At 40.4% G+C, this 16,024-nt stretch carries 16 protein-coding genes; 1 reads left to right on the forward strand and 15 read right to left on the reverse strand.

Annotated elements, in window-relative coordinates; genetic code table 11:
* Window positions 1-2 precede the first annotated feature (2 nt).
* The 10 genes from LC036_RS05650 to prsW all read right to left on the reverse strand — a co-directional run bounded on the left by LC036_RS05650 (window position 3) and on the right by prsW (window position 9,284).
* Window positions 3-872 carry a YIEGIA family protein gene (locus LC036_RS05650; protein WP_226579372.1) on the reverse strand — a complete coding sequence of 290 codons (870 nt, stop codon included), beginning with the start codon at window positions 870-872 and terminating at the stop codon, window positions 3-5.
* Entirely contained in the window at window positions 869-1,462 is a 594-nt protein-coding gene (locus tag LC036_RS05655) for a hypothetical protein (protein WP_226579375.1), read from the reverse strand. Before LC036_RS05655 ends, LC036_RS05650 begins: the two co-directional genes overlap by 4 nt.
* A gap of 186 nt (window positions 1,463-1,648) precedes the next feature.
* A complete protein-coding gene (fni, locus tag LC036_RS05660) occupies window positions 1,649-2,683 on the reverse strand; it encodes a type 2 isopentenyl-diphosphate Delta-isomerase (protein WP_226579378.1) in 1,035 nt (344 codons plus the stop codon).
* A gap of 14 nt (window positions 2,684-2,697) precedes the next feature.
* Window positions 2,698-3,840 carry a 30S ribosomal protein S1 gene (gene rpsA, locus LC036_RS05665; protein ID WP_226579381.1) on the reverse strand — a complete coding sequence of 381 codons (1,143 nt, stop codon included), beginning with the start codon at window positions 3,838-3,840 and terminating at the stop codon, window positions 2,698-2,700.
* A gap of 102 nt (window positions 3,841-3,942) precedes the next feature.
* On the reverse strand, window positions 3,943-4,524 hold the full coding sequence (locus tag LC036_RS05670) for a lysophospholipid acyltransferase family protein (protein WP_226579384.1): 582 nt from the start codon (window positions 4,522-4,524) through the stop codon (window positions 3,943-3,945).
* Between the two features lie 2 nt (window positions 4,525-4,526).
* Window positions 4,527-5,207, reverse strand: a complete 681-nt coding sequence (cmk, locus tag LC036_RS05675; protein ID WP_226579387.1) for a (d)CMP kinase — start codon at window positions 5,205-5,207, stop codon at window positions 4,527-4,529.
* Window positions 5,208-5,348: 141 nt separating this feature from the next.
* Entirely contained in the window at window positions 5,349-6,002 is a 654-nt protein-coding gene (locus LC036_RS05680) for a flagellar brake protein (RefSeq protein ID WP_226580026.1), read from the reverse strand.
* 257 nt (window positions 6,003-6,259) lie between these two features.
* On the reverse strand, window positions 6,260-7,600 hold the full coding sequence (ypeB, locus tag LC036_RS05685) for a germination protein YpeB (protein ID WP_226579390.1): 1,341 nt from the start codon (window positions 7,598-7,600) through the stop codon (window positions 6,260-6,262).
* A gap of 11 nt (window positions 7,601-7,611) precedes the next feature.
* Window positions 7,612-8,445: a spore cortex-lytic enzyme gene (gene sleB, locus LC036_RS05690; RefSeq protein ID WP_413229851.1), complete on the reverse strand. Its 834-nt coding sequence runs from the start codon at window positions 8,443-8,445 to the stop codon at window positions 7,612-7,614.
* Between the two features lie 164 nt (window positions 8,446-8,609).
* A complete protein-coding gene (gene prsW, locus LC036_RS05695; protein ID WP_226579396.1) occupies window positions 8,610-9,284 on the reverse strand; it encodes a glutamic-type intramembrane protease PrsW in 675 nt (224 codons plus the stop codon).
* Window positions 9,285-9,376: 92 nt separating this feature from the next.
* On the opposite strand from prsW, the gene LC036_RS05700 reads away from it, so the two are divergent.
* Window positions 9,377-10,345, forward strand: a complete 969-nt coding sequence (locus tag LC036_RS05700; RefSeq protein ID WP_226579399.1) for an asparaginase — start codon at window positions 9,377-9,379, stop codon at window positions 10,343-10,345.
* Between the two features lie 259 nt (window positions 10,346-10,604).
* Here LC036_RS05700 and LC036_RS05705 read toward each other — a convergent pair whose 3' ends face one another.
* The 5 genes from LC036_RS05705 to LC036_RS05725 all read right to left on the reverse strand — a co-directional run bounded on the left by LC036_RS05705 (window position 10,605) and on the right by LC036_RS05725 (window position 15,927).
* Window positions 10,605-11,534 (reverse strand): YpdA family putative bacillithiol disulfide reductase, encoded by a 930-nt coding sequence (locus LC036_RS05705; RefSeq protein WP_413229852.1) that lies wholly within the window; start codon window positions 11,532-11,534, stop codon window positions 10,605-10,607.
* 311 nt (window positions 11,535-11,845) lie between these two features.
* Window positions 11,846-13,126, reverse strand: coding sequence for a Glu/Leu/Phe/Val family dehydrogenase (locus LC036_RS05710; protein ID WP_226579406.1), 1,281 nt, complete (start codon window positions 13,124-13,126; stop codon window positions 11,846-11,848).
* Between the two features lie 130 nt (window positions 13,127-13,256).
* Complete coding sequence (locus LC036_RS05715; protein ID WP_226579410.1) at window positions 13,257-14,201, reverse strand: D-alanine--D-alanine ligase; 945 nt, start codon at window positions 14,199-14,201, stop codon at window positions 13,257-13,259.
* 125 nt (window positions 14,202-14,326) lie between these two features.
* Window positions 14,327-14,908: a genetic competence negative regulator gene (locus LC036_RS05720; protein ID WP_226579412.1), complete on the reverse strand. Its 582-nt coding sequence runs from the start codon at window positions 14,906-14,908 to the stop codon at window positions 14,327-14,329.
* Between the two features lie 122 nt (window positions 14,909-15,030).
* Entirely contained in the window at window positions 15,031-15,927 is an 897-nt protein-coding gene (locus LC036_RS05725) for a MerR family transcriptional regulator (RefSeq protein WP_226579415.1), read from the reverse strand.
* Window positions 15,928-16,024 lie beyond the last annotated feature (97 nt).

Here is a 16,024-nt window from a genome sequence, read left to right on the forward strand (position 1 = left end):
CTCTACTCCTTTTCCCGCGGTTTTTGAATAGCATTTTCGAGGACAGGAACATTTGAAATGACTTGCTCAGCACGAACTGGATCGTTCTCCTGAGGAAGAATAAAAACCCCAATTCTCCCATCATTCAAGTCTCTTTTGATTAAAGGAACAAGTGCAGGAGTCCCGGAGTCTCTGAAAACACCAAGCTCAACGGATACGTCATGTAAGATAGCCTGACGCTGTCCAAGGTTGGCAATCGTCGAGCGGACACTAAAAGATTTAGGTGTCAGAATAAACCCCATTCCATACTTTAAAATTTCTTCCTGACGTTCAGGAAGACCGATATTCATAATATAGATATTATCTACGTACAAACCCGCTCCATCAAAAGATAGGTCTCTTTTTTCTATGGTAACGATATCTCCCAGTTTCGAGCCGCTCATTAAAAATTTTGCGATTAAAAAGCAAACAACAGCTGCTCCAAGTCCTACCCAGATATTTAAAGAGAGATAACAAAGCGTTACAACGAATGATGTAAAAATCACCAGGTAATTTCTACTTTCAAATGCCACAGCAATACCTTCAATATAAGTGTTTCCTCTTGGAACCAGCTCATAAGCATCAACTTCAGTTAATGTATTCCTTTCCATATTTCTTACTTCACGAAACTGAGAAGCAGCAAGCGTAAGAAAGGTCACAGCTGTAAATTCCTTTTCCATAATAGAAGGAATGGCAATTGTTCCAAGAGATGCAGCAATAAAGCCCAGGGACAAATGAATAATTTTACCATGTAAATACGTCGGGTATTGCCTGTAGTCTGTACGCATCATGTACATCCGTAAGATTGTCCCTATTACAATCCCTGTTATTATGGGGTATGTATACTCGTTCACACAAAGACAGCTCCTTTTGCTTTAGATTTTCTTGTCTTTTTATTGGATTGTTTTAGATTGTTGATACCGTATAGAATAAATAGAACCAGGAGCCCTTTAAAAACTAAGACTAACATCGCCTGACTTTCTACGAGTTTTTCATTTGCATACGTATAAAAGACTCCATAAGTGAATAACGCTCCTAGAGCATTGACAACCATCCATGTGCCAATTAACCCTTCAATATCACGGATCGTCATTCTCAATAAAAGAAGAATAAATACAATCCCAAAAGAGATGCCCGGAAAACTAGACCACACAGGATGAATAATGAAGAACATAAGACCGGCTGAATAGCCGACACTTAGTACAAACGGCCAGAAATGCTGAACAAACGAACGACTTCGTCTTACCCACAGTCGGATACCAAAACAGACAAGTAAACTAATGTGGAGAAGCAAAAGATGCCCTTCACTTAAAACGGGGCTTGCGTATGTACACATGCAAATTAGACTGAATAACAACAAAGTCTGACGAAGCGTTTGTTTTTGAATAAAAAAGGTCACGATGATGACACTCACCCACGCGAACCAGTAAAATACTGCATCCACCTCTCTCCCCACCTTTCTTTATTTATTATGGGTGGTTTTGGAAATCTTTAAACATCTCAATGAAGTAAACCGCTCTCAATAAATAGTGCTGCCCTGGTTTAAACAGGTAATTTTGTTATTAGCGCAAGTCAGAAGCCGTGTATCGTAACTTGACCTTAAAAACACAAAAAAACCTATGACTCTATGTCATAGGTTTACTCTTATTCTCTGGTCATACCATTCCTTAGTCGCGCCTGTAAGCACATAAGGTTTTTTCTGTAAATCACTTGGGGTTGAAGCATTAAGGAGCATCATTGTCATCTTGAATTCTTTATGAATGTGATCGATTTCTTCCACAAGCGCGTCTTTACCTTCATTGACGAGCACTTTAAGAAGTCCCCCAGCCATACCAAAACCTTGTGCGCCTAAAATCATGGCTTTCGCTCCATCTAAACCACTACGAATACCTCCAGAAGCGAAAACATGAAGATCCTCGTATTCAGAAACAGCTTCCAAGATAGAAGAAGGCGTAGAGATTCCCCAATTATTAAACGATGAAAAAGGACGCTCCCTGCGCATATTTTCAACTTTAGAAAAATTGGTACCGCCCCGACCGCCGACATCCACATATCGGATACCCATATCATATAAGATCCGGACGGTTTCTTTTGAAATGCCATATCCTACCTCTTTAATGATAATAGGAATTTCCACACCATCTATTATCTGCTGTATATGGTGCATGCGCTGAGTAAAATCCCTGTCACCCTCAGGCATGATTAACTCCTGTAAGGTATTAATATGAATCTGGAGAGCATCCGCTTTAAGCATAGCTATCGCTTCTTTTGCCTGAAGGAGGCTGGCCTCACTACCTACATTAGCAAAAACCTTCCCATCAGGATTCATCTCCCTTACAACTTCATAAGTAGATCGCTCTTCCGGGCGCTTAATAGCAGACATCTGAGAACCTACAGCCATGGCAATTCCAGTTTCATGAGCTGCAATTGCTAAATCACGATTAATAGCCTTCGTCTCTTCACCGCCACCGCCAGTCATCGCATTGACAAAAAGAGGGGAACTTAAATTAAGTTCCCCTGCGTTTGTAGTTCTGCTTATTTGATTGAAATCCAGACGGGCCAGACTTTGATGAACAATTTCGACATCATCAAAGTGATTGTGTATCTCCCGTTCATGACCTAAGGCGTGGCGGATATGATCAATTTTCCTTTTTGACCTGCTCATATCCATCACCACTGTTATTTTTTGTATTTATCTAATTTGTCACCAATCATGTCGCTGAGAGAGAAGCCAGAGTTGTCATCTTCCTTCTCGTATTGTTCAATATCCGCACGCTCTTCATCGCGCTCTAATTCCTTCATGCTTAGTGAAAGACGTTTTGCGTCCTCATCAACATCCAGAACTTTCACTTCTACCGTTTGTCCTTCTTCAAGAACTTCATCAGGAGTTCCGATGTGACGGTTAGAGATTTGAGAAATATGAACAAGTCCTTCTACGCCAGGGAAGACTTCAACGAAAGCACCAAAGCTAACCAAACGGCGCACTGTACCTTCCAATACTTCTCCTGAATTCACTTTGTTTTGAATGTCATGCCAAGGTCCTGGTTGAGTTGCTTTTAGAGAAAGAGAGATTCTTTCATTGTCACGATCGACAGAAAGGACTTTAACTTTGACGGCTTGTCCCTCTTCTACCACATCAGACGCTTTCTCCACGTGCTGGTGGGAAAGCTGGGAGATATGTACAAGTCCGTCAATACCTCCAAGATTTACAAAGGCACCAAAATCTGTCAACCGTTGAACCGTTCCTTCAATCACCTGACCATCTTCAAGAGATTGTAGCACTTCGTGCTTTTTCGCTGATTCCTCTTCTTCAACAACAGCACGATGAGATAGGATCACACGGTTTTGTTCACGATCCAGCTCAACAACTTTTAGAGAAAGTGTTTTCCCTTTATAGTCTTCAAAATCTTCTACATAATACGTCTCAACCAGTGAAGCCGGAATGAAGCCGCGAAGTCCTATATCTACCACAAGTCCGCCTTTTACGACGTCTTTAACTTCTGCTTCGAAAATTTCTCCACTTTCGAATTTAGCCTCGAGGTCTTGCCACGCTTTGTCTGCATCAACTGCACGTTTTGAAAGCACGATTTCATCATCTTCGACTTTCTTCACCTGCAAAGTCAGTTCGTCTCCTTCACTGACAGCATCAGAAGCTTTTTCTACATGAAGGCTGGATAATTCACTGATGGGTACAATCCCTTCGACTTTATATCCAACATCTACAAGGACCTGTTTTTCTTCAATTTTTACGACTTTACCAGTCACAATGTCCCCTGCAGAGAATTCTTTCATACCAGATACTTCTTGATTCATTTCATCCATACCAAGCTACCTCCTTCAAATTCCGACACAACCTATAATACAGAAATGCCCTTTTGTCTAACTTCTAATATTTAGAGCATTTTGTCAAGTGATTACGCCTCATCATTGATGAATTTTATGCAATTGTCTGATTTCTTCCATAATTCGATCCGTCACAACCTGCGCGGAAGCTTTCTGCTTTCTGTACTCTGACATATCAATTGGTTCCCCGTACACCACTTTAAGGGGCTTGAATTTTTCATAAGGACCAACGATGGCACACGGAACGATGGCAGCCTCAGACCTTAAGGCAAAAAAGCCTGCACCTGCAAGACCCTGGCCGATCTCCCCGTTCTTTTGCCTGGTCCCTTCAGGGAATAGACCAAGCGCATGCCCCTCTTTAAGAATGTCTAAACCTTTTCTCAAAGCATTGCGATCTCTCATTCCGCGTTTGATCGGGAAAGCATGGACTTTTTTCAATATACCCCCAATGACAGGGTTTTTAAACAATTCTTCTTTAGCCAGAAAGTAAATGTTTCGACTACTGGTAATACCGACAACCGGAGGATCTATGTTGGAAATGTGATTAGAACAAATAATTACCGGTCCCTCTTTAGGAATGTTCTTCTTGCCAATCACTTTAATCCTGTACATAGGGTAAAAGATCACACTACAAATAAATTTGCCGAGTTTATAAAGGCTCACCCTTACCCCTCCTTCGTACTTTTTTCATTTACAATGGTTAATATGCGCTGAACAACTTCCTGTATGTTCATTGATGTCGTATCCACTTCAACGGCATCGTCCGCTTTAACCAATGGAGCAATCTCACGATTGGAATCTATTTCGTCACGTTTGCGAATTTCTTCTTTCAACTGCTGCAAGTCAGAAGGAAAGCCTTTTTCAGCGTTTTCTTTATGCCGCCGTTCTGCCCGTTCATCGACCGAAGCAATCATGAAAATTTTCACTTCAGCATTCGGGAGTACGTGAGTCCCAATATCACGGCCATCCATGACAACACCTTTATCCTTTACAAGCTCCTGCTGTCTTCGTACCATTTCTTCCCGTACTTCTTTATGTTTAGCTACGATAGAGACCTGATTGGTCACTTCAGCGGTGCGAATGTCATCAGAGACGTCCTGATGATCAAGGATCACTCTTTGTCCCTGTTCTCCCTGAATAAGATCTAACTGAGAGTTTTGTAATAATTCAGCAAGGCCATTTTCATCTTCAAGAGATACTTTTTCTTTAATTGCTTTCCATGTCAGCGCCCGATACATAGCGCCCGTGTCTACATAAATAAAAGATAATTCTTCTGCGACTTTCTTTGCTACAGTACTTTTTCCGGCAGCCGCAGGACCGTCAATTGCAATAGTCATTTTGTCCATTCGTCTTATTTCCTCCATCTGTCCTTCTTACTAAGCATAAGGAATATAGGTTCTTCCTCTGTATGTTAGTAAGGTGTGTTTACCTGATTAACATTGTCAAGAATAACATAGATAAGAATAAAAAATCTATTCATTCCTCGACTAATTCATGGCTGCAGCACGAGTTTTCATTTGTTGTTCAAAACAGTACCGAATAATGAACTGCCGATCCTTTTCCATGATATTTTCAAACTCCACAGAAACTCTCGCTGATTGCTTTGAAGTTCGGGGCATGACCCTGCGTACGTGTGCCTGAGTCAATATGTAATGATACTCTCCGGTATTCATAGGAAGAACAATAGTCAATTCTACCTTTTCCCCCTCCGATGCCTTGTATTTGCCGGGCAGAATAAACATCATTCCCCCTCCACTGATATCCCTTGATATAGTTGGGAAAGAGAAAGTTTCACCTGATACAGCAACATCAACCGAAGCTTCAATACGCACGTACTTTCTACGTTGAATACGAGTGATTTCTGTGATCCCAGGAAAAGAGAGTCCGATCACTGGTATAGTTCGTTTTTTTCTTGCTGCCACTTCTGTTTTAAACCAATAAACAGAATGATCCTCTCCTACAAAACTTGCATGGAACTGTGTTCCTTCTAAAAAGAATCCTGTTTTACCTGTCTTCATATGTATTGGATAATCAATGTAAATTCTGCTATCTTCTATATCCACAACCTTGCACTTATACTTGCTGCTCTTTCCGGTATCCTGACTCCCAATTTCAAGTGTAAGTGGTGTTCCAATTTTCATGATCCTCACAGGCTTCTCCCCCTTTCACACAAGACTATTGTATGATTCTCATTATCTCATGGCTTTAAATAAAAGGAAAGAATATAGGTATATAGGTTTAAATATGTATTCATACTTTCCCAATTAATAACGTCCTAAATATCCGATTAATAGAACCGGGACTTAGGATAAACCCATCAAAATCCCTCTCTTTCACATACGATGTGGAAAATATAACAAAAAGAATAAAAGAGCACCTACTGCATAGGTGCTCTTTTTTAGATTTCCTGATTAAATTTCATTTCAGCTTTCTTTAGAGTTTCCACTTTTTCTTCTTGACCGTTTGAAGCATTGATGAAGATTCTATAGGTCGTTTTTTCCATAGTGGTAAGAAACTCATAACATAAAACTTGTTCATTCACATCATTCTCTATAACAGATAAGTGATGTTCCTGAATCTTGACATTTGGATTTACTTTATCTCGTGCTTCTTCTAAAGAAATAGCTGGTTTGTTGATTTCCTCATCGCTATGATCATCATAATAATCACGCGCAGACATGCCAAGGACTTCTCCATTGTCTAAAGCGACTTTAACTACTACCGAATCCATAAAAAATCTGACGTCGTTTTTTGTGTAGAGAAAACGGAATACACCCATTTTGTCATATTGATTACTTTCAACAAGAACCAAATTGTCAATTTCCAGACCTTGAATATAGTCTTTAGCTTTTTCAGAGGCTTCGTAAAGACTGATTTTTGGATCCTTCACCGAACGGCTGATCATAACGGTTAAGGGGTGGCCGCCTTTTTCAGTCAAATCTATATAGCCATTTTTGTCACCGTCTTGAAAGGAAGCCGTATACGTAGGTACATCTGCTCCTTTTCCTGATTTAGTCAGCGTCAATTTGTTTGTGGCCACTTTTTCCAGCCACCGACTAGCAACTTTCTTTGCTTCTTCTTCAGAAAGTTTTTCGCCTTTTAGAGAGCGGTAGCTTTTTCCTGGACCAGATGTGTTAAAACCTGTTTCCGTTATAGATTCTTCAAAACCATCCATTGATTTTTCAACGGTCTTAAACCCATTAACAATTGTGTTATCTCCAACTTCATCATTTGTGGCTAAGGCAAGTTCTACGTCCATCCACCGGAGATTGTCACTAAGAACTACATTTTGAACTTTTCTCAGTTCTGATTCTATTTCTCCGGACTTTTTATGAAGCTCTTCAAGAAGTTTAATTTCCTGTTCGCTTAACGGTTTCTTCTCTAAATCTCTGACCGCCGTTCGATAGGCGAAATCACCGACATCATATAAAAATTCTTCCGTTTTGTTAAAAGGCATTAACGTAAGCGGAAGCTGGCCGACGTCTGAATTGGCTTCAGAAGAAATTTTCCATATATCAGCTAATTGAGGGGATAATCTCTCTCTTGAGTTCATCGCTAAACTCGAGCCGATTTTATCATGAAGAAGGTCAATGTTATATGTCAAATCGTGAAATGCCCGTTGATAGCTGTTCTCCGCCTGGATAAGCACCGCATTTTTATCTTGATTCTCTTTATAACCCCAAACCCCTGCACCAATCGTAGTTAAGCTTAACAAAATGATGGCGATCCACCGTACCATACGCCCACCTCCTATTTACAGAATATATGTTTTCCAATTTGCTTAATTTGCGGCCTTGACCAAATCCAGTCCGATGTAGCAGTCTTCGGATTAAAGTAGTATATGGCCTGCCCAGTAGGATCCCAGCCATTGATTGCATCAAGAACGGCTTCTTTAGCCTGATCGTTTGGTTCCAGCCATATTTGACCGTCTGCAACCGCTGTAAAAGCCCGCGGTTCAAAAATGACGCCTGAAGCAGTATTTGGGAACGAAGCACTTTGAACTCGATTCAAAATAACAGCAGCAACAGCAACTTGACCTACATAAGGTTCACCACGTGCTTCACCGTAGACAGCGTTCGCCATCAGCTGAATATCATTCTGGGAATATCCGCTTGGAACATTGACAGCTGTCGGTTCATCAGGTTGTTTAGGTTGTTCATTCTGTTCAGGCTGAGGTGTTCCCTCTCCCTGATTTGTTTTCTGCTGTTGTTGTTTCTTCTGACCTTCTGTTTGTTTAGACTTTGGTACTCCACCGTAGTGCGTAAAGTCCTTACCTTGTCTAATTTGCTCTTTCACATATCCTTCATCATAATTACTGGCTTTATTTAGTCTGTCTTTCACCTCTTGACCGACTAGTCCATCAATTTCCAGACCAAATTCATATTGGAAATTCCTCACAGCCCAGTAGGTGCCCCATCCAAACACTCCATCAATTTCTCCATTATAGAAACCCAAATATTGCAATCTGGACTGGAGTTCGATGACATCGTCTCCTGTAGCTCCCTGTTGTATGACCTGATTAGAAAACCCTTGAACGGGTTTAACAAAGGTAAATTCCGACATCGGGAACAGCACCATGGTCATGACTACAAAAACGACCGTCGTTTTCTTCCACACCATCCAACATACACCCCTGACCCAATAGTTTAGTTATAGGGGTAGTTTTTAACATAAAATCAACTTTATACATGATTCTTAGATGAACAACTTTTGATATAGATCGCTAAGAACATAAAAAAAGAACACTTTTACTTCAGTGTTCTTTCATAATTAAATCTATGGTCATGGTGATCGTTCGCTAATTTAATTTTTCTAAACCCAATGATCCAGAGAAGAATCATAAATGGAGTGATCCAATAAACCCATGTATCATCTTTAATCGTAATCATATAGTCATAAGCTGTATGAAGGAAGACAGGTATAAAGAGGGCTGAAACCAGGAAACGGTTCGTTTTTTCAGCAGTAAACTTAGCTTTGCCCATATAAAAGCCCATCATAATACCAAAGAGTGCGTGTGAAGAAACGGGGAAAATGGCACGCAGCAGGGCAATCTCTATTCCTTTATTAAGTATGTATAAAAGGTTTTCAATGGTGGCAAAACCTAAACTAATGGCTGTTCCGTAAATGATCCCGTCATAATGGTGATCAAAATCAGAATGCCGGTAAGCTACAAATAATAAAAAGAACCATTTAAAGAACTCTTCTAATAGACCAGCTAGAAAAAAAGACGTTAAAAATGGTTGTTCTAAAACTTTTTCCGTTTCGAAAGCATATTGGATAAACATAATAGGAAAAACCATAATAATTCCAATTACAAACATTCGAATTATGAGTGGAAGGGGTTCTAATTCAATACGCTTGCTCAAGTATATAAATGTCATAATGGCCACAGCGGGAGAAATGGCAACAGTTAAAATGGCCATATAAATCATTCCTCTCTCTTTCTTTCACTTAGAATTCATCGTATCATGAAGGTAGGAGAAAAGGAATAAAAGAATGGAAGATGGTGACTGCTATGAAACGCATTTTAATTATCCACACAGGCGGAACTATATCTATGAAAGAAGACAAGGAAACAGGTGAGGTGAATACCTCCTCAAAGCATCCTCTTGAAGAAATATCGGTTCTTTTGAAAGATCACGTCGAAATAGACGATGATATATTGTTTCACCTCCCGTCCCCTCATATACGACCTGACCATATGCTGAAGCTTGGTCGCTTCGTTCACGAAAAAATGGCGAAAAAGAGTTATGACGGAGTAGTAATTACACATGGAACCGATACACTGGAAGAAACGGCTTATTTCCTTGATTTATTTATCCAGACTAGAAAGCCCGTTGTAGTCACAGGAGCGATGAGGTCAAGCAATGAGGTAGGTTCAGACGGCTTATATAATCTTTTAAGCGCCATTCGTGTAGCCAGTTGTGATGAAGCGCAGGATAAAGGTGTTCTTGTTGTCATGAACGATGAAATACATACAGCCAAAAACGTTACAAAAACAAGCACAAGTAATGTTGCCACTTTTCAAAGTCCACAATACGGACCAATAGGAATCACAACCAAAAACGAAGTCTTTTTCCATCATAAAATGACCCGCCATGATTCTTATCCCATCCAAAGCATCGGAAAACGTGTCTCGCTGATTAAAGCCTATGCAGGTATGGATGGTTCGCTTATTGATGCTGTGAGAGAAAGCCATGTCGATGGGTTGATTGTGGAAGCTCTCGGTCAGGGCAATCTCCCTCCTGAAACCGTAGATGCGCTAAAGCGGACCTTGGATGATGGCATCCCGGTAGTACTTGTATCCCGCTGCTATCAGGGAATTGTTCAAGATACATATGGATACCCGGGCGGAGGACGCCAGCTTAGAGAGATGGGTATCATTTTTGCTAATGGATTAACAGGACCGAAAGCAAGAATTAAACTGATGGTAGCTTTAGAAATGACAACAAATATGACAGAGCTGGAGCATATGTTCAGCTGATACGATTTTTAAATTTTACGGGTGTTTATTTAAGTTGTTTAAAACGTAAATAAGTTTTCCTGCCTCCAGGAGATTCACGGACTTCACTCCTTCTGTTTGGTTCAAAAACAAAAAAGACTCTCCTTCACTCAGCAGTAAAAGAGTGGCTTAATAAAACAAGTTGTGTCAATTAAGGCCGGAAATTTAAATTAAACTCCAAAAAATAAGGCTGTCGAGAACATTCTCGACAGCCTTAAGAGTCTAAAAGGGGCTTTTCTATTTATTTTGACGCTATAGACTCTGCTATCTTTCCACCATGATGTCTGCCGTTTTCTATAAAGATCTCATTGTTGTTATAACCTGCAGCAATCACGCCGGCAATATATATGCCGGGCACATTCGTCTGCATCGTTTCTTCTTCAAAAGAAGGTCGTCCGGTCTCTTCATCCATGTCTACACCCATTTTTGAAAGGAAGCCGTGGTCAGGTTGATATCCGGTCATCGCAAAAACAAAATCATTGGCTACCCGTTTTTCTTCTCCTTGGCAATCGTAAATGACCTCGTCTTCCGTAATTTCTTTCACCTGAGCACAAAATTCCATATTTACGATGCCTTTTCGAACAAGAGCTTCAAATTGAGGAAGGATCCATGGTTTGATGCTTTTAGAGTAGTCCTCTCCACGGTATAATACCGTAATATTGGCACCGGATTTTTCAAGTTCCAGGGCAGCATCGGCAGCTGAGTTCTTCCCGCCTATGACCACTACATTCTTGTTGAAGTAAGGGTGACCTTCTTTAAAGTAATGCTTAACTTTCGGCAGTTCTTCCCCTTTAACCCCCATGAAATTAGGCTGATCATAATAGCCTGTCGCAACCACGATTTGACCTGCTGAATAGACAGCCTCTTCCCCTGTTTTTTTCGAAGTATGCACATAGAAGCTCCCATCCTGCTTATCTACTTTCATTACTTTTTCATATGCATTTACACGTAATTGCTGTCTTTGGGCCACGGCACGATAATAAGCGAGGGCCTCGTTCCGCACTGGTTTCTGCCTCTCTGTAATAAATGGAATTTCTCCGATCTCCAACTTTTCACTTGAACTGAAAAATGTCTGATGAGTTGGATAATGATAGATGGAATTTACAATGTTCCCTTTTTCTATAATTAAAGGATCGATTCCTGATTTCTTCAATTCGATGGCTGCACTCATCCCGCAGGGACCGCCGCCTATGATGATGACTTTTTCTTCTTGCTGCACCTTTAACACTCCTCTTTCTGTACAAGCTTAAGGGGATTAAGCTTCTATAAACGTTGTTGTTGATATTTTTTCACTCCATGACTCCTATTCATACAAACATTCTTAAGTTAAAACAAAACGGACAATTGTTTGCTTACAATCTTTTATTGATATATAGGAGCAGGTATGGACGGATCTGAAATATTATTAAGGAAAAAATGAATAAGTAAAAAATAAAATCTCCTACCATATTTATGATAGGAGATTCCAATTGTAGAATCAAGTTAAATCCATCCGCGGAAACGGGAGGCTTCAGCCATTTTACGTACACCAACCATATAAGCAGCAAGCCGCATATCGACACGTCTTGTTTCAGCAGTTCGATACACATTATCAAAACCTTTAACGATGACCTTATGAAGTTTTTCTTCTACTTCTTCTTCTGTCCAATAGTAGCCCTGGTTATTCTGCACCCATTCAAAATAGGAAACGGTTACACCACCAGAGGAAGCTAATACGTCAGGAACAAGCAGAATGCCCCGCTCAGATAGAATACGGGTACCATCAAGGGTCGTTGGTCCATTGGCTGCTTCAACAACAATAGATGCTTTTATATTATGTGCGTTATCTTCAGTGATTTGATTTTCAATCGCTGCAGGTACCAGAATGTCACAATCCAATTCTAATAGAGCTTCATTAGAGATGGTATTGTTAAACAAATTCGTAACTGTACCAAAGCTGTCTCGTCGATCCAATAAGTAATCAATATCTAATCCATCAGGGTCATGCAGTCCACCGTAGGCATCGGAAATTCCAATGACTTTGGCTCCTTTGTCATGCATAAACTTCGCCAGGAAACTTCCTGCATTACCAAAGCCTTGTACGACGACTCTCGCACCTTCTACTTTAATCCCTTTCTTCTTAGCAGCTTCTTCTATACAGATGGTTACTCCTTTAGCTGTTGCTGTTTCACGTCCATGGGAACCTCCCAGGACTAAAGGTTTTCCTGTAATAAATCCTGGATTATTGAATTCATCAATCCGGCTGTATTCATCCATCATCCAAGCCATAATCTGTGAATTTGTGAAAACGTCAGGAGCTGGAATATCCTTTGTAGGTCCTACAATTTGACTTATCGCCCGGACATACCCGCGGCTGACCCCTTCTAATTCACGGAAGGACATTTCTCGAGGGTCACACACAATTCCACCTTTTCCCCCGCCGTATGGAAGGTCAACGATTCCCGCTTTCAAGCTCATCCATATAGATAAAGCTTTTACTTCTTTCTCTGAAACGTTCGGATGAAAACGGACGCCGCCTTTGGTCGGTCCCACAGCGTCATTGTGCTGAGCACGATATCCCGTAAATATTTTGATCTGGTCATTATCCATCCGCACAGGAATACGTACGGTCATCATTCGGACAGGTTCTTTCATGAGTTCATAAACTTCGTTAGGGTATCCTAATTTATCAAGTGCATTTTTGACCACCGTCTGTGTGGACTTCAATACATCAAGTTTATCGTTTTTCTCGTTTGCAGCATCTGTTGGCTTATCGGCTACCATCCATTTACCTCCTATATCAATCCATTCGATTAGGACTCTTTCTTCAGTGAATAGTATACACGTTCCCCAGCTGTAAGGAAAGCTAGAAATGATGTTTTCCAGCTGTTTATATAAAAGTTTTTGTAAGCGATTACACTTTTTTCTCTTTATTTGCTTGAGACAGTTCTACAAACGATTGAATTAAATCATCATAGCTCAATCCTACTTCCTGAGCTGAATCAGGAAAAAGACTTGTTGGTGTCATACCAGGAAGAGTATTCACCTCAAGAATGACAGGTTCACTTTGATCATTAATAATAAAATCGACACGTGAGTAAACATCACAACCAAGCAGCTGATGAGCAAGGACTGCATCCTCCTGAAGCTGAGCAGTCAATGCTTCAGAAATCTTAGCAGGCACAATGTGCTCACTGCCGCCAGGCTTATATTTTGAATCAAAGTCATAATAATCATTCTTAGGGATAATTTCAATGACAGGCAGAGCCTGTTCTTCTCCCTTTCGTCCCATAACAGGCACAGTAACCTCTCTGCCTTTAACATAGTCTTCTACTAGGATCATAGAATCTGAATGAGCTGCTGTTTTAATGCCCTGAAGGATATCTTTTTCATTTTTAACGATCGTCAGGCCTAACGTTGAGCCTTCTTGATTCGGTTTAATAACAAAAGGGATAGAAAATGTCTGTTTAATCTCATCTTCAATGGAAGAAAAGCGGCTCGCATCTGTCACATCATAAACTTCGCTATGGGCGGTGTGCAGGCCATTAAGAGAAAATAACTGTTTGGATTTTGCCTTATCCATCGCTAAAGCTGAAGCAAGCACCCCGGAACCCACATAGGGAATTCCCAGCATATCTAGTAAGCCCTGAATCTTTCCATCTTCCCCGAAACGGCCGTGAAGACCTATGAAAACCAGATCCACATTCAGTTTCAGAATTTCTTGTATCTTTTCTGGGGAAAAATCGATGGAGGTGACTTCGTGCCCCTTGTTTTCTAATGCTTTGATGATTCCCTTTCCGGTTGATAAAGAAACTTCACGTTCACCGGACGTCCCACCATATAAAACCGCTATCTTCATGTATTACACTCCATTTCTTACCACTGTATAGTAACTTACAACAGTTCTTATATTAACATGTTCCCATCTATGCTTCTATCATAAATAAAAAGAACGAAGCTTTTCTTCAGCATCGTTCTTCTTGTTCATGAAAAATATTTATCGATGGTTTCACATGCATCTTTGTCCATGATCTGTTTCCCGTATTCAATTAAGCGGTGTGAAGTCGCTGCTGTTGCAGACGCGAACTCAGACAAGACAGCGATCACCTGGTCTTGATCTAAGTGAAAAATATCCTCGTCTTCAAGAAGCATATAGTAATCTTCATTATAATAGTATACACTGCCTCCAGAAACCTTTAGGTGATAAAGCTTCCTGCCAGCTTGTATGACGTCTTCGAAGTCGGCGAATGAGAACATCATTTCCTTACTCTCATCCAAGGTAACTTTCATTTCTAAATAATCCTCGTCTTCTTCGATATCGGCAGGTTCCGTTTTCGTAACGACTACCAACATTCCTTGCGCCTGCAATAAATAAACCTGAACAAGCAATACACCTGAAAGCTCGACACCTAATTCAACACCAGCTTCATACATCATGTCACTAAAAATTCGATGGACCCTGGGTAAATCGCTCCATAGTTCTTCACGGGACAAGCCTCGATCCATCAGATCATCAAAGGTGAGAAAAATCTTAAATTTCTCATTGGTCATTCTTTCAACTCGCACATGATCGCCCCCCTGTCACGATGTGTGTTATCTATATCTTATGATGACTTATGCGATTATGGCACCTTTTTTAAAATTATATCGGATGATTTAGGCAGGGGGCAAATATAGTTTATCACAATCTATTTTTGAAGCCATTGTTCCCACGCTTTTTTTGAATTTCCGACCATAAATGGCTGAAGGCGTTTTTTATCCAGTTCAGGCAGACGATCATATGCATAACCGCCAAGCCCTATATTCAAGTCCGGGTACTCTTTTTGGAGCGACTCCGCTAGACGAATGGTAATCGGAATGTTCTTTTTTAATGTACAGGACATAAACATATAGGTTGGTTTTATTTCATTGATGACGATATCGATATCTCCCCCGGCAATACTTGGCCCCAAATAAATCACATCATATCCTTTTCGTTTCAGGAATAATGCAAAGATTAAGAGCCCCAGTTCATGTCGTTCATTGGGCCCGCAAACAAGGAGAGCTTTAGGGAGCATGCTGTCAGAGGGAATTGAGAGAAGCATCATTCCAATACGTGACCGAATGAACTGACTGGCGAAATGTTCATGAGCACTTGTAATTTTGTTTTCTTCCCAAAGATCACCAATCCTAACAAGAATAGGACCTATAATATCTATTGCAACCGTTTCTGGAGTAAACAAACTAAAAGCATGGTCCAGGTGACCTTGAGCTTCATTCTCATTGAAGCTAAGGAGACTGTTCAACAGCTGATCACCAATTTTATCAAGCTGTGTGGTGTTTTCAGTATTATTCGTTTCTGTAACTACTTCTTCATTGCTTTCTAATAAAGAGACAGCCTGCGATATAGTAAAACCTTTGTTCACTTTTTCCATCAGCCACTTTAATATTTTTAAATGTTCATCAGTGTACAGGCGATGGCCTGCTTCATTTCGGGAGGGTCGAATCATTTTATAACGCCGTTCCCATGCACGAAGCGTACCAGGCTGGATTCCAAGTATTTGTGACACGGCTTTAATATTATATTTTGCTTTAGTCATGGCCATGAGTCTTCCTCCACCTACTTATTTTACTAATAGTATATAGGAACGAAAAAGGGTGTGTAAAATTTGTATATTCTTTTTTAAAGGATTTTTACATCTA

The sequence above is a fragment of the Halobacillus litoralis genome (assembly GCF_020524025.1).
Classification (GTDB): domain Bacteria; phylum Bacillota; class Bacilli; order Bacillales; family Halobacillaceae; genus Halobacillus; species Halobacillus litoralis_D.

Coding starts and splice junctions, on each gene's coding strand:
- fni (WP_226579378.1), bottom strand. CDS start 2,683: ATGAGCAGGTCAAAAAGGAAAATTGATCATATCCGCCACGCCTTAGGT.
- rpsA (WP_226579381.1), bottom strand. CDS start 3,840: ATGGATGAAATGAATCAAGAAGTATCTGGTATGAAAGAATTCTCTGCA.
- cmk (WP_226579387.1), bottom strand. CDS start 5,207: ATGGACAAAATGACTATTGCAATTGACGGTCCTGCGGCTGCCGGAAAA.
- LC036_RS05680 (WP_226580026.1), bottom strand. CDS start 6,002: ATGAAAATTGGAACACCACTTACACTTGAAATTGGGAGTCAGGATACC.
- ypeB (WP_226579390.1), bottom strand. CDS start 7,600: ATGGTACGGTGGATCGCCATCATTTTGTTAAGCTTAACTACGATTGGT.
- sleB (WP_413229851.1), bottom strand. CDS start 8,445: ATGACCATGGTGCTGTTCCCGATGTCGGAATTTACCTTTGTTAAACCC.
- prsW (WP_226579396.1), bottom strand. CDS start 9,284: ATGGCCATTTTAACTGTTGCCATTTCTCCCGCTGTGGCCATTATGACA.
- LC036_RS05700 (WP_226579399.1), top strand. CDS start 9,377: ATGAAACGCATTTTAATTATCCACACAGGCGGAACTATATCTATGAAA.
- LC036_RS05705 (WP_413229852.1), bottom strand. CDS start 11,534: ATGAGTGCAGCCATCGAATTGAAGAAATCAGGAATCGATCCTTTAATT.
- LC036_RS05710 (WP_226579406.1), bottom strand. CDS start 13,126: ATGGTAGCCGATAAGCCAACAGATGCTGCAAACGAGAAAAACGATAAA.
- LC036_RS05715 (WP_226579410.1), bottom strand. CDS start 14,201: ATGAAGATAGCGGTTTTATATGGTGGGACGTCCGGTGAACGTGAAGTT.
- LC036_RS05725 (WP_226579415.1), bottom strand. CDS start 15,927: ATGGCCATGACTAAAGCAAAATATAATATTAAAGCCGTGTCACAAATA.